General features: G+C 51.8%; 16 protein-coding genes. 2 read left to right on the top strand and 14 right to left on the bottom strand.

The window, feature by feature from the left end:
* Positions 1 to 27: 27 nt before the first annotated feature.
* The gene (gene pta / locus Q366_RS09670) at positions 28 to 2136 is read right to left on the bottom strand and encodes a phosphate acetyltransferase (protein ID WP_035238512.1); all 2109 of its coding nucleotides are present in this window, start codon (positions 2134 to 2136) and stop codon (positions 28 to 30) included.
* 188 nt (positions 2137 to 2324) lie between these two features.
* On the opposite strand from pta, the gene Q366_RS09675 reads away from it, so the two are divergent.
* Positions 2325 to 3824: a protein adenylyltransferase SelO gene (locus Q366_RS09675; protein WP_035238513.1), complete on the top strand. Its 1500-nt coding sequence runs from the start codon at positions 2325 to 2327 to the stop codon at positions 3822 to 3824.
* A 17-nt stretch (positions 3825 to 3841) separates the two neighbouring features.
* Here the strand turns inward: Q366_RS09675 and Q366_RS09680 are convergent, their stop codons facing one another.
* The 7 genes from Q366_RS09680 to Q366_RS09705 form a co-directional block, all read right to left on the bottom strand.
* Entirely contained in the window at positions 3842 to 4666 is an 825-nt protein-coding gene (locus Q366_RS09680; protein WP_035238514.1) for a rhodanese-like domain-containing protein, read from the bottom strand.
* A 31-nt stretch (positions 4667 to 4697) separates the two neighbouring features.
* The gene (locus Q366_RS09685) at positions 4698 to 5189 is read right to left on the bottom strand and encodes a cyclic nucleotide-binding domain-containing protein (RefSeq protein ID WP_035238515.1); all 492 of its coding nucleotides are present in this window, start codon (positions 5187 to 5189) and stop codon (positions 4698 to 4700) included.
* A 72-nt stretch (positions 5190 to 5261) separates the two neighbouring features.
* A complete protein-coding gene (locus tag Q366_RS21545; RefSeq protein ID WP_169742951.1) occupies positions 5262 to 5429 on the bottom strand; it encodes a hypothetical protein in 168 nt (55 codons plus the stop codon).
* A 61-nt stretch (positions 5430 to 5490) separates the two neighbouring features.
* Positions 5491 to 6201, bottom strand: coding sequence for a 16S rRNA (uracil(1498)-N(3))-methyltransferase (locus tag Q366_RS09690; RefSeq protein WP_035238517.1), 711 nt, complete (start codon positions 6199 to 6201; stop codon positions 5491 to 5493).
* Between the two features lies 1 nt (position 6202).
* Positions 6203 to 9796 (bottom strand): DUF3683 domain-containing protein, encoded by a 3594-nt coding sequence (locus Q366_RS09695; RefSeq protein ID WP_035238518.1) that lies wholly within the window; start codon positions 9794 to 9796, stop codon positions 6203 to 6205.
* 34 nt (positions 9797 to 9830) lie between these two features.
* On the bottom strand, positions 9831 to 11447 hold the full coding sequence (locus tag Q366_RS09700) for a peptide chain release factor 3 (protein WP_035238519.1): 1617 nt from the start codon (positions 11445 to 11447) through the stop codon (positions 9831 to 9833).
* A gap of 292 nt (positions 11448 to 11739) precedes the next feature.
* Positions 11740 to 12408 carry a Crp/Fnr family transcriptional regulator gene (locus tag Q366_RS09705; protein WP_035238521.1) on the bottom strand — a complete coding sequence of 223 codons (669 nt, stop codon included), beginning with the start codon at positions 12406 to 12408 and terminating at the stop codon, positions 11740 to 11742.
* A gap of 126 nt (positions 12409 to 12534) precedes the next feature.
* Here Q366_RS09705 and Q366_RS09710 point away from each other — a divergent pair, with 126 nt between their 5' ends.
* Positions 12535 to 13098, top strand: coding sequence for an HD domain-containing protein (locus tag Q366_RS09710; protein WP_035238523.1), 564 nt, complete (start codon positions 12535 to 12537; stop codon positions 13096 to 13098).
* Positions 13099 to 13200: 102 nt separating this feature from the next.
* Here the strand turns inward: Q366_RS09710 and Q366_RS09715 are convergent, their stop codons facing one another.
* The 6 genes from Q366_RS09715 to Q366_RS09740 all read right to left on the bottom strand — a co-directional run bounded on the left by Q366_RS09715 (position 13201) and on the right by Q366_RS09740 (position 19272).
* Positions 13201 to 14406 carry an ABC transporter permease gene (locus Q366_RS09715; protein ID WP_035238524.1) on the bottom strand — a complete coding sequence of 402 codons (1206 nt, stop codon included), beginning with the start codon at positions 14404 to 14406 and terminating at the stop codon, positions 13201 to 13203.
* Entirely contained in the window at positions 14403 to 15134 is a 732-nt protein-coding gene (locus tag Q366_RS09720; protein WP_035238526.1) for an ABC transporter ATP-binding protein, read from the bottom strand. Before Q366_RS09720 ends, Q366_RS09715 begins: the two co-directional genes overlap by 4 nt.
* Positions 15135 to 15138: 4 nt before the next feature.
* Entirely contained in the window at positions 15139 to 16440 is a 1302-nt protein-coding gene (locus Q366_RS09725; RefSeq protein ID WP_035238528.1) for an efflux RND transporter periplasmic adaptor subunit, read from the bottom strand.
* 16 nt (positions 16441 to 16456) lie between these two features.
* Positions 16457 to 17962 carry an efflux transporter outer membrane subunit gene (locus Q366_RS09730; protein WP_035238530.1) on the bottom strand — a complete coding sequence of 502 codons (1506 nt, stop codon included), beginning with the start codon at positions 17960 to 17962 and terminating at the stop codon, positions 16457 to 16459.
* 248 nt (positions 17963 to 18210) lie between these two features.
* The gene (locus Q366_RS09735) at positions 18211 to 19083 is read right to left on the bottom strand and encodes a DUF4198 domain-containing protein (RefSeq protein WP_035238532.1); all 873 of its coding nucleotides are present in this window, start codon (positions 19081 to 19083) and stop codon (positions 18211 to 18213) included.
* Positions 19084 to 19272: a FeoB-associated Cys-rich membrane protein gene (locus Q366_RS09740; protein WP_035238534.1), complete on the bottom strand. Its 189-nt coding sequence runs from the start codon at positions 19270 to 19272 to the stop codon at positions 19084 to 19086.
* Positions 19273 to 19281 lie beyond the last annotated feature (9 nt).

A 19281-nucleotide genomic window follows, 5' to 3' on the forward strand; every position in this document is an offset into this window, starting at 1 on the left:
GTCCGGCAATATTCATAATACATTTTCTTAATTTTGTGCGTTTCCGGCCTGGGCCTGGATGGCTGTTATCGCCACGGTATTTACAATATCCGGCACGGTACATCCCCGGCTCAAATCATTAATGGGCCGTTTCAGCCCCTGGAGCACGGGACCGATGGCCACAGTCTTTTCCGAGGCCCGCTGGACAGCCTTGTAAGTATTATTCCCGGTGTTCAGATCCGGGAAAATGAATACTGTGGCCCGTCCGGCCACCTGGGAGTCGGGCAGCTTGGTCATGGCCACGGCCGGGTCAATGGCTGCATCGTACTGAATAGGGCCTTCTATGGGAAGATCCGGGGCCTTTTCCCGGGCCATGGCCGTGGCCTGGATCACCTTGTCCACATCTGCGCCCGTTCCTGAAGAGCCAGTGGAATAAGAGAGCATGGCCACCCGGGGTTCAATGCCGAAAATGGAAGCGGTCCCGGCTGAAATCACCGCAATTTCGGCCAGCTGGGAAGCCGTGGGATTGGTGTTCACAGCACAGTCGCCAAACACCAGGACCCTGTCTTTCAGGCACATGAGGAAAACAGACGACACAATGGAGGAGCCGGGCCGGGTCTTGATGATCTGGAATGCCGGAAGAATGGTGTGGGCCGTGGTATTCACAGAGCCTGATACCATGCCGTCGGCATTGCCTTTATGCACCATCATGGTGCCGAAGTAAGACGGATCAGTCATGGTGTCCCTGGCCATGTCCAGGGTTACGCCCTTGTGTTTGCGCAATTCAAAATAGGTCTGGGCATAATCGTCCAGCCAGGGGCTGGCATCGGGTTGGATAATCCGGGCCTGGGACAGGTTCAGCCCCAGCTCCTTGACCCTGCGTTCAACCGCTTCGGACCTGCCTAAAATGGTGATATCGCAGAATGAGCGCCGCAGAAGAATATCAGCGGCTTTCAGAATCCTGTCGCTGCTGCCTTCGGGCAGCACAATATGCTGGCGATCCTTTTTGGCCTTCTCAATAAGGCTGTATTCAAACATCTGGGGTGTGATGCGCACCGATTTTCTGGCTGCCAGCCGCTGCCTTAAAGAACCGGCATCCACATTTGTTTCAAAAACACCCAGGGCCAGGGCAATGCGTTGGGGATCATCCGGCGAAATCCTGCCGTAAATCCGGTCAACCGCCTTGACAGCCGTATAGGTATCCATCCGGGTCAGCAGAATGGGCACCGGCAGTTCCTTCCAGCCCTGGATAAGTCGAATGATGGAATCGGGAATATGAATACCGCCGGTGACCAGGATGCCTGCGATATCTGGATAGGCCATGGAAAGCCGGGAAGCAATGCAGGTGATAACAATGCTGGACCGGTCTCCGGAAGTAACGACCAGGTAGTCTTTTTTAATGTGGGCCAGAAAATTGGGGGCCAGCATGGCCGCAATCACACATCCTGAAATCTGATTTTCAAGCCCCTGCCTGCCGTACAAAACCTGGGCATCCACGACCGGGATCAGATCCCGAAACGAAGGACGGCTTAACGCCTGGGTTTCAGGAATGGTATAAACCAGAACTTCGGGCCGGTTAATTGCCCTGTCCAAAGCGATTTTAAGGCTATCCAAAGATCCGGGCACCACCCGGTTAACCATCACGGCCAGCACATCCACTCCTTTGTGGCATAAGCTTTCCACAGCCAGCTGACACGAGGTGATTACCTGTTCGGCATCCTTTTCATATCCATAGGAGACCACCAGGGCCGGACATCCTATGTCTGCAATAATCTTGGCATTGATATCAAATTCAAAGGCCTCGGAACCGGCTGCGAAATCAGTGCCTTCGCACAGGACAAAACGGCTTTTTTCCTCAAGGGCCTTATACTTGTTTAAAATGGTTTCCATCATCTCTGCCTGGCGGCCGGAATTGACCATCTGCTTGGCCTCTTCCAGGGTGTAGGCATAGGTTTCTTCATACGTCAGCGCAAGGTTGAAGTTGGAAAGAACCAGATTAATATCATGGTCCCTGGCCCCTTTTTCGTCCGGGTTGATAATGGGCCTGAAAAACCCCACAATCCGGATATCTTTGAGCAAAAGCTGCATGATGCCAAGAACGATGAGGGATTTTCCGCTTCGGGTCTCAGTGGGCGTGATGTAAAGACTGTTAGCCATGAAAAAAGCCTTTATTATAATTGTTTTCAGTCAAATACCAGCCTTTTCAACTGATAGCAACAGCAAAAAAACCGCCATGATGTAAAAGAAACGTATATGGATGATGACGTCTTCGTATTCATGCATTATCGTTTGAATAAGGATAATGAAAAACAGCCTTCCTGAAAGGCAACAAAAGGAGCGCATATATGAAAAAAACAACAGCTGTGTCAACCCTTAAAGCCGGATTTGAAAACAATTTTGCCGCTCTTTCCAATAAGTTTTATGAACCCAGTATGCCCCAGGCCGTACATGATCCTGTATTGCAAAAGTACAACCTGAAACTGGGCCGGGAACTGGGTTTTACGTTTACTGAAGAGACGCCGGAACTGGCAGATTATCTGGCAGGCAATCTTGTTTTTGCAGATTCCACACCCATTGCCATGGCCTATGCCGGGCATCAATTCGGCAGTTTTGTTCCCCAGCTTGGCGATGGCCGGGCCATTCTGCTCGGAGAAAAAATCACCCCGGACGGCAAACGCCTGGATGTTCAACTCAAAGGTTCCGGCAGGACCCGGTTCTCCCGGGGCGGAGACGGCAAATCCCCCCTGGGGCCTGTGATCCGTGAGTACATTGTCAGTGAGGCCATGCACGCGTTAGGGGTGCCCACCACCCGGGCCCTGGCAATCGTGACTACCCAGGAACAAATCCTGCGCGAGGACGGGATCCATCCGGGAGGCATCATGACCCGGGTCGCATCGGGTTTTGTCCGGGTGGGCAGTTTCGAGTATTTTGCCGCCCGGGGTGATGACGCAGCAGTACGCAAGCTTGCCGACTACGTGATTGCCCGCCATTATCCTGAAATTATGGAAAAAAAAGACCGGTACAGGCAATTTTTTTCCTCGGTTGCCACAAGGCAGGCCCGGCTTGTGGCCAAATGGATGCAGCTTGGATTTATTCACGGTGTCATGAACACGGATAACACCTCAATTTCAGGGGAGACCATTGATTATGGCCCCTGCGCCTTTATGGATCATTATGATCCAAACATGGTCTTCAGTTCCATTGATACCATGGGAAGATACCGATATGCCAATCAGGGCACTGTCATGAAGTGGAATCTGCACTGTCTTGGCATTTGTTTACACGCGCTTTTAGGGAAAACCGATGACGAGGCAGCGGAGGTGATTGATGCGGCCCTGGCCGCCTTTGAACAGGAATTTCTTTACGCCCGAAAAGTGGGTATGCTCAAAAAAATCGGGATAGAAACTCCTGAAGACCAGGATTATTCCCTTCTTGGGGAACTGCTTGCTCTCATGGAAAATCAAAAAGCCGATTTTACCCTGACCTTTCGCTATCTGGCAGATCATACCCGGCAAGATTCGAACATGACGCCGCAATTCCGGAAACTTTTCAAAGCACCGGATGCCGTTGCGGCCTGGCTTAAAACATGGCAGCAGCGCCTGGCAACAGTGAATAGGCCTGAAATCATTCAGGCGGAAATGAACCGGGTCAATCCCCTTTTTATTCCAAGAAATCACCGGATTCACAAGGCCATCGAGGAGGCGGAAGCCAGAGATGACTTCAGCCAGGTACACCTGCTGGCAATGCTTTATGAAAATCCTTTTACCGAACAGCCGGAGTTTACCGATTATGCCCAGGCCCCTGCCAGCGAAGAACGGGTGACCCGGACCTTTTGCGGCACCTGACACTGTTAATATGGGGTTTAATCATCCGAAAGCATTTGCGCAACCTGTTTCATATGTGATTTCTCCATCTGGGCAATGGAAAGAAAGGCGTTTTGTGCCTGCCCGGGCCCCCGGCGGTCTGCCATGGTGCGGTAAAGATCATAGGCCTGGATTTCAATGCCCAGAGCCATCTCAATGACATCTGTCCATGCAATCTCTTTGTTTGCGTGCAACGCAGCCGTCACTTCGGAAAGGGGCTGGCCATTTTCAAGGATATTCCCTTTCAGAGCGCCATAAAGGTCCTCAAAGGGTTTAGGGTTCTCAACGGTTTGCTTCCAGTATGAATAAATAGTTCGGGCATGGGCGATTTCCGCCTTTGCCAGTTGTTCAATGGGCCCTGTAAATTTTTCATCCGGGGCAAAGGAGAGAATGGTTTCATAAAACCGCTCTGCGGCTTTTTCCAGTTCCATTGCCTGATAAAGCAGTTTGTCATCGCTTTCTTGATAGTCAAAAACCTGGAGCCGGGGAAATCCTTCCAGGGAATGGCCCTGGTATGAACGAAACCCGCCGGTGATATTGTAGGTTTTCTGCGGGTCCCTGCCGCTTTCTGCGGCCATAATCCCGGCCACCTCAGAACGGGGTCCGCTATGGCAGTAAAAAAACAGATCCTTGTCCAAAGCAAGTTCAGGTAGATGATTGCCCAGGGTGTTTAAGGGGATCAGTTTTGCCCCCGGAACATGCCCGGCTGTATATTCACGTTCCTGCCGGACATCAACCACTATAAAATCGGCTTCCTTGTTTGCCGCGCGGTACTGCTCAAATTCTTCAAATGAGATCTCTTTAAATTCGTCTTCTGTGATCATGTTTCTTTATTTCCTGGTCATTGCTGCAAGCTCAATATTCTCCCATATAATCCACCAGCATCCCCGTGGTCTGACGTAACCGCTGACTGATGAGCTTGGAGATTTTCCACAGCAGTTGGACTCCCAATTGTGAATCGTCCCGGGTCAGGCGAATCAGATTATCCTGGGTCATAAAAAAAATTACGGTTTCTTTCACGGCAATGCCCGAGGCAGAGCGTGGTTCACCGTCGATCAGGGCCATTTCGCCAAATGTCTGGGAACTGGTCAGGGTGGCTACCCGGGTGTTTTCCTTAATAATGTCAATGGCACCCTTGACAATGATCCCTAAGCTTTTGTCCGTATCCCCTTCCTTGAACACGATGGCCCCTGGCTTGGCCATCACCGGTTCAATATATAAACATATTTTTTTGATATGATCCCAGGAAAATTCCCTGGCCCATTTTGTTTTCTGGAGTACATTGGCATACCTGGCATATTTTTCCAGGGGCGGGCTTGCTGCATTCTGCCGGTCATTGGTTTTCATGCCTCTTCCGATCATTTAAAAATTGAATTAATTCAATAGTAAATTCTTGATCGGCTGATGTCAATGAACCGGCTAATCTCTATCTTTAATAATAAATTCATCCAGTTTGGTAAAAAGGCTGTCAGGCCATTGCTCGGCTGTTAAAAACAGTTTTTTTTCTTCGGGTGTCAGGCTTTCTCTGATACCGGGAGGCAGGCTTTCATAGGCCTCTTGTCTGTTTTTATCTATTTTTTTATCCATTCTTTCTCATCTCCTGTTTTATCCTTAATTTTTTATTCCCTTAATATAACAGCTCAACATTTCAGGTAAAAATCCTGGATACCAACGCGGTTACGGCCGTTTCCACCCGCAAAATACGGGGCCCCATGGTCATGGGCTCAAACCCTTTGTCCGCAAGGGTCCGGACTTCAAGATCAATGAATCCGCCTTCGGGGCCGATCACAAGCACTGTATCGGAATTCAGGCCCACCGGACAGAAAGCTTGGGCCTGGGGGTGGGCAAGAATTTTTTTTTTGTTTCTGCACAGTTGCGGCAGCTCCTCTTTAACAAAGGGAGAAAAAAAACGTTTCAGATATACCCGGGGGACAAGGGTATCCCTGGCCTGACAAAGGCCCAGGTCAAGATGGCGCTGGATATCGGCTTGGGACAATACGCCTGAATCCCAGAAACTTTTTTCCACCCGCCGGGAATTGATCAGAAAAATCTCTTTCACGCCCAGGCTTGCAAGGCTTTGAAGTATCCGTTTAAGCATCTTGGGGCGGGGCAACGCCAGCACCAGGGTCAGGGGCAGGGGGGCTGGCGGGTCCTGGTCAAGGCGAACATCCATTTCAATGGACTGCCGGTCCATGGACACGATCAGGCCTGTGCCCATTTTTGAATTTTTCCTTCCGCAGACAAGGGTATCCCCCGGCTTTGCCCCGAGCACCCGGAAAATATGGCTGCACCGGTCATCCTGGAGCCGCACCCGGTCAGGACTTATGAAATCCCGGTCTTCCAGCAGTATCAGGTTCATGTCAGAAGGTAACGATTTCCAGGTTTTTAATCAATGCCCGGAACTGATTCATCCAGCCGGCACCGCCTGTAAGCCGTGCCAGTTCCACGGCCATATGCACGGCAGTCACCTGGTGCTGGCGGCCCAACCCCTGGACACAGGAAGGGCAGTTGGTCAGGATTTTGGGTTTTGGGGTCTTATCCAGGCCCTGACGCGCCTGTTCAATGGCATCCTGTTTCCTTAAAAACATGCTGTAGCTGATATCCGGACGGGACAGGGCCATGGTTCCGGCTTCGGAACAGCAGTAAGGCACGGCCCGGGCATCAATGCCTGCTTTGGCAAGCTGTGCCCCTGCCGTGCCCTTCAAACTGTCATGGCAGGGGGTATGGTAAAGGCAGGTTTGGGGTTGCGCTATGGTCAGACCATTTTCAAACAGATATCCCGAGATATCAAACAGCCTGGCGCCAAACAGATCTGTTATGCCCAGATCGGACAAAGATTCCATGCAGGTGCCGCAGGAGACAATGACGCCTGAAAAATCAAGGTCATTGAACATGTCCCTGATCTGGGTCATGATAATGGTGTTCTCAAGAGAGACCTTTTGGGCCTCATTTGTCCGGGCATTTACCTTCAACGGATACCCGCAGCACAGATATGGCGGCGGCAGCACCACCTGGTGCCCCTGAAAGAGCAGCAGAAAAATGGTCGCCTTTGAGATATTGGAAAACATGCGTTCACTGCCGCATCCTGGAAAATAAAACACCGTGGACACTGCTCTTCCAGGAGGGTTTAATAAAATGGCCTGGTTTCTGTCCGCATGGGGCAGGTGGGTCCGAAGCGTGGTCAGACCCGGCTGGGACACCGGAGCGTGCAGCATTTGCAGCGGTCTTGTTTCCTTTAACGCCGGTATAAAAGAGATGGGTTTTGCAAGTTTCACCGCTGTACGCTGGGCAGAACTTCCGCCTGCCAGAAGCCCTGTACGAATGACCGGGTTCAGTATCTGGTTGCGACTCCCCAGATAACCAAGGGTTAACTGTGTGGATACGGGCGTATGCTTGAAATCCATTTTTTTCAGGATTTCACGTTCCTTGATGGAAATGACCCCGGAATCAATATTAACCGGGCACTTGTCAAGACATTTGTGGCAGATGGTGCAGTGATCGGCAATCTGTTCAAGGTTTTTGAGTACCTTGAATTTTGTGGACTGGATCCGCTGGGTAATGTAAAGCAACGCCTCGATCAAAGCGCCTATCGCCAGGTTTTTATTCCTGGGATGGAAAAACATGTTCCTTGCCGGATAAAACACCGGGCATTGGGGCTTGCATTTGCCGCAGCGAACGCAATGGGAAATGTTTGCGGCAAGGTCGGACAGGGAGCCGTGCTTGAGAATCTGGGCTTCAAGTTCCAGAAGATTGAACGACGGGGTGAACATTTTGTTCAGGATATCCGGCTCGGAGAGCTTGCCCGGGTTCATCAGCCCGTTCGGGTCCACCTGTTTGCGATACGCGTCAAATTGGTTCACCTGATCCTCATTCAGGTATTTGAATTTGGTGACACCGATACCGTGCTCGCCGGAGACCACACCGTCAAGGGCCACAGCCTTTGCCATGACCTTGTCAGCGGTCATGTGGGCCCGTGCAAGCATGGCCCTGTCATTGGAAAACACCGGGATATTCACATGTACGTTGCCGTCCCCTGCATGCATGTGGGTGGCAATGACAATGAGACGGCTCAGGGTATCATTGTAAATACCTTCCACATTGGAGAGAATCTGGCTGTATCCGCGCAGATGATCCTGGATCTGTCCGTGGAAATTTTTGGTGTGAATAAAGGCTTCCAGGGCGTCCCGGGACGCAATGTCGAGCTTTTTACGGATGCTGTAAGCAATATCCTTGATCCGGCCCACCTTTTTTCCCAGCCACTGGGGATCGGAAAGGGGAATGGCCGTTTCCAGATATGTCAGGATATTTAGAATAATCCGGCCCTGGGTGTATTTTTTCTCTTCAATATTGGTTTGGTCAACAAATCTGACAAAATCGGCCAGGCTGTCAATGGGCAGAACAATATCTTCGTTGAGCTTGAAGGCATTGGTATGGGCGGCAATGGCACCCAGCCGTTTGCGGTCTTCCCAGTAACGGGCGGCTTCGGCCCGGTCCCGGGCAATGGAAAGCCCGGTCTTGTCATAGGGCTCCAGGATGGTTTCAAGACCGCGCAGACCCTGGTCAAGGGTGACCGCATCATTGGAAACCATATCAATGAGCAATACGGCTTTAAGCCTGTCTCCCACAGACCGTTTGGTCTTGTATTTGATGGCTTTGATGTACTCCTCGTCAAAATGTTCCAGGGCCATGAGTGCGGGATCGCTGTTGTCAAACCGGGTGCAGACTTGGGTAATCACCTTGCCTGCCTCGGTCATGTCATTGCCGAAAAATTCAATGCAGCAGGTGGCCTTGTGTGCAAACTCAGGATAGAGGATAAATTCGGCCCAGGTAATGATGCCGTCACACCCTTCTTTCTGCAACCCGGGTACACCGCCTAAAACTTTATTGGTGACATCCTTGCCCAGGTGCTTTTTACGGATATCCGCCCCGGTCAGCTCAATGGTGTCCAGGATCTGCCCGGTTTCATCTGTCACCACAAAACGAAGCGTATCCTCGTACCGGATTTTGCGCAGGGGATGGTCCTGGCGCGCCACTGTGAGCAGGCGGCCGTCGGGCATGGTGATCCTGAAAGCAAGGACATTGTCAATGGCGGTACCGTAGAGTACGGCTGTTTTGCCCCCGGCGTTTTCCGCCAGATTGCCGCCAATGGTGCAGGCCCAGGCAGAGGTGGGGTCCGTGGCAAAAATATACCCCTGGGCCGCTGCCGCATCCTTGGCATTCTGGGTGATGACACCGGCTTGAAGCGGCATCACGGCATAATCCCTGCCGTCTTTGGTTTTGCGGTGTTCAATGGGAAAAATGGTGTTCAGTTTCTCCGTATTGATCATGACGCAGTCCGGGGCCAGGGGCGTGGCCCCGCCGGTTAGCCCGGTGCCCCCGCCCCGGGGAATGATATGAAATCTTAGGTTTTTTAATTTTTTTACCAGTTTGGGGATCTGGTCTTCCCGGTCCGGCCGCAGCACTGCAGCGGGCATGTATCTTCGCCAGTCCGTGGCGTCCGTGGCATGGGATGTAATGTTAAAGGGGTCAAAGCATATGTTGGCCTTGCCGGCAACCGGGGAAAGCCGCCGTGTTACCCGGGTCTGTTCCTTTGCCACGGCACGGATCTGGTCCTTGAGCTGCCGGAGTGAGGATCTGCAGGCGTCAAGCACGATACGGACTTCCTCGTGTTCGGCATGCCCGGCAATATTGAAAAGGTCATTTTCAAATTCGGTAAACAGCCGCCGTCTCAGCATGGGGTGTTCCACCAGCTCCTGGAACAGAAAGGCATTCCGGTTGATGATGAAAAGGTCCCCCATGAAACGGTGGAGAAGGCGGGAGGAGCGGCCTGTGCCTTTAAGCGTTTCCAGGATTTGAATGGTGCTCAGGATCTCATTGCCGAACAAATGTGCAATGATCTGGTCGTCCCCGGCCGAGGTATAGTTAAACGGTATTTTTCTGAAAGGATCTCGCATTATGCTTCAAATAAAATATAGCTGTCTGTCAAACCTACTCGTTGTGTTCCCTTGTTTTATGGAACTCGATGTCCGGCCAGTCTTCCCGGGTAAACCCAAGCTGATATTCACTTGTGGTCAGAAAGGTCAAACGCCCTTCTGCATCCCGGGTCAGGCTGGATTCGTTTTGCCGGATAAATTCTTTGAGCCGTGCTTCGTTTTCGCATCCCACCCACCGGGCCACGGACAGGTCAATGGACTCGTATCCTGCACTGACATTGTACTCAGCCTTAAGCCGTGCCATGGTCACGTCAAACTGGAGCACACCCACGGCACCGATGATATGCATGTTGCCGTGCAACGGGCGGAATACCTGGATGGTGCCCTCTTCTGCCAGCTGGGTCAGCCCCTTGGTCAGGGCTTTGGCTTTCAAGGGATCTTTAAGCAGCACCCGCCTGAAATGTTCCGGGGCAAAATTGGGGATGCCCAAAAATTTCAAAGGTTCTTTTGTGGTAAAGGTATCCCCGATCTTGATGGTGCCGTGGTTGTGGATGCCGATGATATCTCCGGGATATGCCTCTTCCACATTGGACCGCTCCTGGGCCATGAAAATGGTGGCATTGGCAATCTTGATATCTTTTCCAATACGGTGGTGCCTCACCTTCATGCCCTTGGTGAATTTCCCCGAACAGATCCTGAAAAAAGCGATCCGGTCCCTGTGCTCGGGGTCCATGTTGGCCTGGATTTTAAAGGTGAACCCTGAAAATGCAGCTTCGGCAGGATCCACATCCCGGCTTGCTGTGGGCCGGACCCCGGGACATGGTGCAATCCGGACAAATGCGTCCAGCATCTCCCGGACTCCGAAATTGTTGATAGCTGAACCGAAAAACACCGGGGTCTGGGTGCCGTTGAGATAAAGGTTGAGATCAAAGGGTTCAGCAGCCACGGCAAGCAGTTCCACATCCTCGCGAAGTTGATCAGCCCGGCTCTGGCCGATCAGCTCATCCAGCATGGGATCATCAAGATCCCGGATCAATACCCCGTCGTCATTTTTGGGGGTATATCCCGGCGTAAAAATCCCCAGCTGCTGTTCTTCCAGGTTATACACCCCTTTAAACCGCTTTCCCATACCGATGGGCCAGGTCAACGGCACGCACTCGATCTGCAGCTTATCCTCAATATCCTGAAAAAGATCAAGGGGTTCGAGCCCCTCCCGGTCCAGCTTGTTGATAAAGGTGATAATCGGCGTGTTACGCATCCGGCATACTTCCATCAGTTTCTGGGTCTGGGGTTCCACCCCCTTGCCGGAGTCAATGATCATCACGGCACAGTCAACCGCGGTGAGCACCCGGTAGGTGTCCTCACTGAAATCCTTATGTCCCGGGGTGTCCAGAAGATTGATTTCATAATCCTTATAATTGAACTTCATCACGGAAGATGATACGGAAATACCTCTTTCCTGTTCAATGGATAAAAAATCCGAGGTGGCGGCCCGGGCGGCTTTCTTGGATTTCACGGCACCGGCCTGCTGGATGGCACCGCCAAACAACAGCAGTTTTTCCGTCAATGTTGTTTTGCCGGCATCCGGGTGGCTGATAATGCCGAATGTTCTGCGTTTTTTGATTTCCGGTAATAATGTTTTGTCTAATATCTTGTTTACGGGGTTTGTCATTGATGTCTCTTTAACCTGCCTGATTCATGCAAAGGCCTTGAAATAGTATAAATTAAGGGTGGAAATCTAACAGTATTCCAGCATGGAATCAAGCCTTTAAAAAAGTCCAGATCAACCATCTATCTTTTAACGCACTTTTCCGTGTGCAATTCAGGAGTTTTTTGCTTACAGATCAATTACATAAACACAAATGACAATTCATTATATGGTGATAGCTGTCATTTTGCTGGTTCCCCGAAACAACAATGCCTTTGCCTTCATTAACAATTTTAGAGATAGATGACCCCCTGTTTTAATGTTCATGGACTAAAAGAAACCGTTCCAGGAAATCCATGGACACCACGCGGAGTACGTCCCTGGAAACGCTTAATAGTTCCTGCTCCTCAAGTTTTTTTATGATGCGATTGATGCTCCTTGGACTGGTTCCAAGGTACTCTGCCAGTTCCTTTTTTGACACGCACAGCTTTTGGTCAGGGCTTGCCTGGACCGCATCCTTGATATACTTGAGTACTGAATATTCCAGGGGATATATCAAGTGCATTGCCGCCCTTGCGCTGATTTTCTGAAGCCGGAAACAGATGGATTGGTTCACCAGGAGGGAAAAGCTGTGATCTTCCCTAAGCCACTCCAGGTAGTGGGTTTTGCCTACCACACCCAGGCGGCAGTCTGTCAAGGCTTTGACCGAACAGATATGATTTTCATTGGTCAGAATTTCCACTTCACCCACAAGTTCCCCGGGCCCTGCCATGGCCATCAGGTATTCACGGCCTTTTAAGGTAGTATGAAAAATTTTCATTTTTCCCTGAAGAATGAAATACAACTGCTTTGGGGCACCATCCTGTTCAATTATCACATTGCCGGATGAAATTATATTCTCTACGATCTGGTGCGGATGGGTTTTCATCCTTTTTTCAACCAATTGCAGAATTTGTTTTGCCAGATCCGATCTTATGGATTTCATAATATATGTTCCGGGACAAATGTCCTTTTTTATCATTACTGTTTTAGATAGGGTTACTGAAAATCAAAGGTATAAATACCACAGTATACGGATTGATCAAAAGACAAGGAGAATTAAGGTAAAACCATGGATACCGGTAAATTGGAAGGGATACTTCATTTTTTAAAGAACGCGGAACAGCTTAAAGACACCATTCGTAGTTCATATACATCAAAAGGCAGACATGAAAGTACTGCAGAACATAGCTGGCGGCTGTGCCTGATGGCTATTGTTCTGGAAAAAGAGTTCCCGGGAATAAGCATTGAAAAATTGCTCAAACTCTGCGTTGTCCATGATTTGGGCGAAGCCCTGAACGGTGACATTTCCGCGGTTGATCAGACAGGCGATATAAACAAGGGTGTGGAGGAACGAAAGGATTTAATGGAACTTGCCCGTCCTTTGCCCCCGGAGTTGCAAAAAGAAATTCTTGATCTCTGGGATGAGTATGAAAATGCAGGATCTCAAGAGGCAAGGCTTGCCAAGGCCCTTGATAAACTGGAGACCCTGCTTCAGCATACCCAGGGGAAGAATCTGGGCAACATTGATTACCAATTCAACATGACCTACGGAAAACAATACACTGATTATGATCCCGTCACCTGTGGGCTAAGAGCCATCATTGACATTGAAACCAAAAAACGGACTGAATAGTTGCGTTTTTGATACTCCATATGCCACAATTTGTGTTGATGGGGTGTTTTTTACATTGCCAGAACTGCCCGGGTTGTCCATAGTCGGTCATTTCAATGGTGATTATTCATGGCGCAACGCGTCAATGGGATCCATACGGGCTGCCTTCAGGGCCGGGAAATACCCGAACACCACACCCACTGCCGCAGAAAAGAAAAACGCAATAATGATGATGGAGATATCCGGAGCAAAGGGAATCCCCAGCATTTTTGTCCCGCCAAAGGAGGCTGCCAGGGCCAGGATGATGCCGAAAATGCCGCCAAAAGAGGAGAGCACCACGGATTCCACCAGAAACTGGAGCAGCACTTCATGTTCATAGGCGCCGATGGCCAGGCGGATGCCGATTTCCCGGGTGCGCTCGGTCACGGAGACCAGCATGATGTTCATGATACCGATTCCCCCGACCAGGAGGCTCACCGCAGCCACGGCACCGAGAAGAGCGGTCATGGTTTTGGTGGTGGAGGTGAGCATGGTGGCAAGTTCCTTGGTGTCCATGATCCTGAAATTGTCCTCTTCATTGTCGGCGATGTGCCGGCGTTTTCTCAACAGTGACTGGATGGCGGCCGACGCCGTGGTGGTGGATGCATCGCTTTTTACAGCCACCTGGATAAAGGGAATGTCCTTGTTGCCGGAAAACCGCCGCTGGACCGCTTTCATGGGCATGATGACACAATCATCCTGGTCCCGGCCCATGGAGGAGTTGCCCTTGGCCTCTAAAAGGCCGACGATCTGACAGGAGACCCTGCCCAGGCGCAGTTTTTGCCCCACAGGGTCTGTGTCGCCAAACAGGTTTACCCTGATGGTGTCCCCCACCACACATACGGTTCGCCCGGCGTTGATTTCATTTTGGGAAAAGGTTCGCCCGGCTTTTATGGTCCAGTTGCGTACCGTAAAAAAATCGTTGGTGGTGCCGGTGATGCTGGTACTCCAGTTCTGGTTGCCCGCCACGGCCACGGCAGATGCGGATACGGCCGGGGCCACGCCTGCCAGATCATTGATCTGCTGTTCAATGGCCTGGACATCTTTGACCGAAAAATTCGGGGCGCCTGCAGCCCCGCCAGGCCCGTGGCGCTGGCCCGGGCTAATGAGCAGCACATTGGTGCCCATGGCGGCAATCTGCTGGGTCACCTGGGCCGTTGTGCCGTTACCGATGGTCACCAGGGTGATCACGGCGGCCACGCCGATGATAATACCTAAAATGGTGAGCACCGAGCGCATGACATTGCGCCGGATGCCCCGGAAAGCCAGGATAAACGTGTTCCGGATCATCGGTCCTGGCCTCCTTTTGCTGTCGGGGTCTGCCCGTTTTCAACGTCTGCCACCTGGCCGTCCACAAAGTGAATGATCCGGTCCGAGTAAGCGGCCATATCGGATTCATGGGTGACCATGACCACGGTGATTTTCTGCTCCTGGTTCAATTGTTTTAAAAGTTCCATGATTTCATGGCTTTTGGCTGTGTCCAGGTTACCCGTGGGTTCGTCGGCAAATAACACCGAAGGTGTGGTGGCAATGGCCCGGGCAATGGCCACCCGCTGCTGCTGCCCCCCGGACAACTCGCCGGGGGTGTGGGCTTCGCGCCCTGCAAGCCCTACCTGTTCAAGGGCCTTGCGTGCCAGGGCTTTGCGTTTTTTGGGCGGCATGCCTCTGTACACCAGAGGAAGTTCCACATTTTCCATGGCCGTGGTCCGGTTAAGCAGGTTGAATCCCTGGAATACAAAGCCCAGGTAAAATCTTCGCAGGGTAGCCAGCTGTTTACGGCTCATATGGCTGACCTCCACCCCCCCAAACTTATACTGGCCGGATGTGGGGGTATCCAGGCATCCCAGAATGTTCATGCAGGTGGATTTGCCCGAGCCGGACGGTCCCATCACCGAGATAAACTCCCCGGATTCAATGGACAGATCAATGCCGCGCAAGGCAAAAATCCTGGCTTCATTGCTGCCGTAAGCCTTGGTGACCCGGGTCAGGGAAATCAACGCATGTTTTTTGTCAGCCATGGCGTTACTTGCCCTTTGTGGTCGCGGAAATAATAACTTCGGTGCCTTGGGTGATCTCCCCTTCCAGAATCTGGGTGTGAATGCCGTCGCTCAGGCCCGGTTTGACAGGCACAGGCTTTGGTCGCTTGTTTTCATCCAGAATCCATAGGGTGTCCTGGTTTTTGCCGCCTGTGATGGTCACGTGCTTGGCCGACTGGCCGCCGCGCCTGGACGGACCTGGCATGAACATCTTTAACAGCGATGGTTTGCTGTTGTTTTCCCCGGGTTTGGGCATAGAGAATCTCAGGGCCGCACTGGGTACGGACAATACCTGGTCCGCCTGCTCAACAATAATGTCTGCCGTGGCAGTCATGCCCGGGCGTAAGGCCAGGTCGCCGTTGTCACAGGTCATGATGGTTTCATAGGTGACCACCCCGTCCGTGGTGGTGGCATTGAACCGGACCTGCAGTATTTTTGCCTCAAATTTGCGTTTGGGATAGGCATCCACGGTAAAGTGGGCGTTAAGCCCTTCCTTGACCACACCGATGTCTGCTTCGTCCACATCCACGTTCAGCTTCATCCGGGTTAAGTCTTCTGCCAGGGTAAACAGCACCGGGGCTTCAAATGAGGCGGCTACGGTGGCGCCTTTTTCAATGTCCCGGGTCAGGACAATACCATTCACAGGGGAGATAATGTCTGCCTTGGACAATTCGGTCAACGTGCTGTCCAAAGAGGCCTGGACTTCGGCCACACTGGCTTCGGCACTGGCCTGGTCAGCCAAGGCCCGGGTATAGTTGGCCTGGGCTTCATCCAGGTCGGTCTGGGCCGGTACTTTGCCGCCGCTTAATTCATGGACTTTTTTCAGGTTTTTTAATTTCCGGTCTGTCTCTTTCACTGTGGCCTGGGCCTGGCGCACTGATGCCCGGGCTGAAGCCAGGGATGCCTCGCTTTTGCGCACCTGGGCCTCAAGATCCGTGATGTCCAGCCGGGCAAGGACCTGTCCTTCGGTGACCTGGTCGTTGTAATCAGCAAAAACAGCCTTGATGGTGCCGGATAATTCACTGCCTACTTCCACCTCGTTGGTGGGTTCCAGGGTGCCTGTGGCGGAGACTGTTACGTGAATATCGGTGACAGCGGCAGGCGCGGTTTTAAAGGCCATTCCCGGGTCCGGGCCGGAACTGCCGCCTGGCAGGCCCTGGGGCAGCAGGAAAAAATACGCCCCGCCTGCGGCAAGTGCCAGAACCAATAGAATTATGAAAATGCGCTTTTTGCCTTTTGGGGAGTGGGCTGCGTTTAATCTGTCATTGATATCATCGGTTAAATCCATGGGAACTCCGGAGATGTTAAGGGGTTTGCTGTGCTTCAGATCTGTTTTGTCCGCCTGTGGTGTTGTTGGATCCGGCCGGGGACCAGCCCCCGCCAAGGACTTTATAGAGGGTGATCAGGTTGGATACACAGGTGCCCTGGCTTGTGGCAAGATCGCTTTCATAGGATAACACGGTCTGTTGGGATGTCAGTACTGTGCTGAAATCAATAAGGCCGGATTCGTATTTTTTTTTGGCCAGGTCTTCGGCCATCCGGGCCTGTTCAGCGGCAACACTTAGATGGTCCAGACGGATCTGCTCCTTGGCATAAGCAATCAGGGCGTTTTCCACCTCTTCCAGGGCCGACAGGATGGTTGTTTCATACTGGATCAGGGCCTGTTCCTGTAATGAGCTTTGGACTGCAATGTGTTTACGGATAGAGCCTGCATCAAACAGGGTATGGGACAGACTTGCAGCCAGGGACCGGGCCCAGTGAGATGGATCAAGGGCATTGTCAATAAGTTCGGCAGGGTTCAGGGCGTTGACACCGATGGAACCGGACAGGGTCAGATCGGGATAAAGGCCTGCCGTGGCTACCCCCACCTGGGCGGTCTGGGCAATGAGCTCGTATTCAGCTTCCCTGATATCGGGCCGCCTTCGCAGGGCGTCCACGGGAAGCCCCACGGCAATGGCTGGCGGAAGCTGGGGCAACGGCCTGGGATCTGTCAGTTTATTATTCAAGGTGCCCGGGGCAAGGCCCGAGAGCACCGCCACCCGGTTCATGGCCTCGGCCAGGGTGGATTCAAGGGCGGGAACCTGGGCTTTGGCACGTTCCAGGCTGTACCGGGCCTGGTGGACATCCAGCTCATCGGTAAGACCTGCCTGGTTCTGCCACTGGGTCAGCTGGAAAGATTCGGTCTGGGAGGCAATGTTCTGATTGAGCACGTGAAGACGTATCTGGGCGGTCCGTACATCAATGTAACTGCCGGCAAGGTCTGCCACAAGACTGACCAAGGCGTCCCGCCATGCTTCCTGTTTGGCGGCCAGGCTGGCGTCCGCGGCTTCAATGGAGCGCTGAATCCGGCCGAACAGATCAATTTCCCAGCTGGCATCAAGGCCGGCATTATAGGATTTTGAAACGGTGCCGGTACCCTTTTCATTGCTGGTCCCGGCCCAGGACGCCCCGCCCGAGGCATTGACGGCGGGCAGTTCATCTGCCTTTTCAATTGCCTTGAGCAGCCTGTACTGGCGAATGCGCTCCAGGGCCAGTTTTATCTCCAGATTGTTTTGAACCGCACAAAAGATCAGATCCGTGAGCACCGGGTCATTGAGTACCGTCCACCATTGGGCGAGCTGTTCAGGGGCTGAAGGCGTTTGCGCCAACCCCTCCTGCATGGGCGCATGCCAGGCCCCTTTCGGGAAAAGGTCCGGCTGTTTGTAATCCGGTCCCACGGCGTTGCAGCCCGCAAAAAGAGTCACAAAAAGAAAAATCATACACATGACTGGCCAGGGGGGGCCTGACAGAAAAGAAAAGCGTTTTTGCATGAACCAAATCCTTTGGCGTTGAAAGCGGCAAAATAAAGAGAGGAGACAGGAGCGCTTCCGATTAACGCATGGTTACTCTAATGCAGGCAGGGCAGGGCGTCAATATGTTTTGTATAAGATTTGTTTTAGGTTTTGCCCTGTCCGGGGCTTAAGAATCTATAAGATCCGGCCCCGGAATCCGGGCATGACACGTCAACGTAATACTGGCTGCGGCAAAAGGCGATTGTTTGAAATTTGAAATTTAAAGCCTAATGGGATTTGGATTCAGGGCGTTTGCGTTCATTATCAATTTGTAATGTCAATGAAGCCGTCAGCTTCATCTGCAGATATTTGTCCTTCTCCTGCTCAGGTGCATCCACTTTAATAAAATACCGGATAAACCACCTGCCCGGATTGGGTAGAGGAATGGAAACCTTAGATCCATTAACGTTTGTGTGCGGGTAAAAATTGTCTTCAGCCAGGGTGGAAAACCCCATGTACGTGGCATCCCAGGTCCCTTCGCCTGTATATGGCTTCCCATCCAGGACAACTTGAAGTTCCAGGGTATCCCCGGGTTTGAGGCCAAAAATATCGGTTGCAGGTATAAGTTCCAGGGGCAGACCCAGATTTGCAGGAAAAGGCCCTTTGGGGATGCCGCATTTAACATAGGTTTTGGCGTATTGTTTGGAATAGTAGCTTGTTATTACCGTGCCAAGCCGATTTTTGATCTTGTCAATGGATTTGATGGCATGCCGTTCTTTGCCGTTGGTATCCTTGAAAAAGGTGTAATAGCCTGGCGTTGTTTGCGCTGTCACCCCCCAGATACCGGGGGCATTGTATTCCACCATGTGCGAATGCAGTCCCTTGGCGTCCATGATCTCAACGACCCGGGCCTTGCCGTCAGGGGCGATCACCTGGACCAGGTTCAGTTTTTTGCCCCGGATGGCGTCGGCCACGGGGATGAAGTGGCCGTAACAGAAAAAAAACGGAATGGATTTGCCTTCATCGACCGTGAACCGGGTGGGCTGGATGTAAAGGGTGTGGCCCAATGCACTGGCTGCCGTAAGACAGATCAGTGCCGGGATCAGAAAAGGTAGAAAACTGTGTGCTAAACGGGAATGGGCATTGGTATGTTGTGTCATTTATTTTTCCTTTGTTTCTGCCTCTTCCATGGAATCGAAAATGGCGTTTGACCTGTTTTTTTTGCTGCCTGCGCATGCATTACATCCGGCACACGAGGGGGAATCAGCATTTTTTATTTTTTTCCATTGCCGGTAAAGGTAGAAAACCGCACCACACACGGCAGCGGCGACAATCATGTTTTCAATCATTATTTTTCT

It is taken from the genome of Desulfobacter vibrioformis DSM 8776, assembly GCF_000745975.1.
In the GTDB taxonomy this organism is placed as follows: Bacteria; Desulfobacterota; Desulfobacteria; order Desulfobacterales; family Desulfobacteraceae; genus Desulfobacter; species Desulfobacter vibrioformis.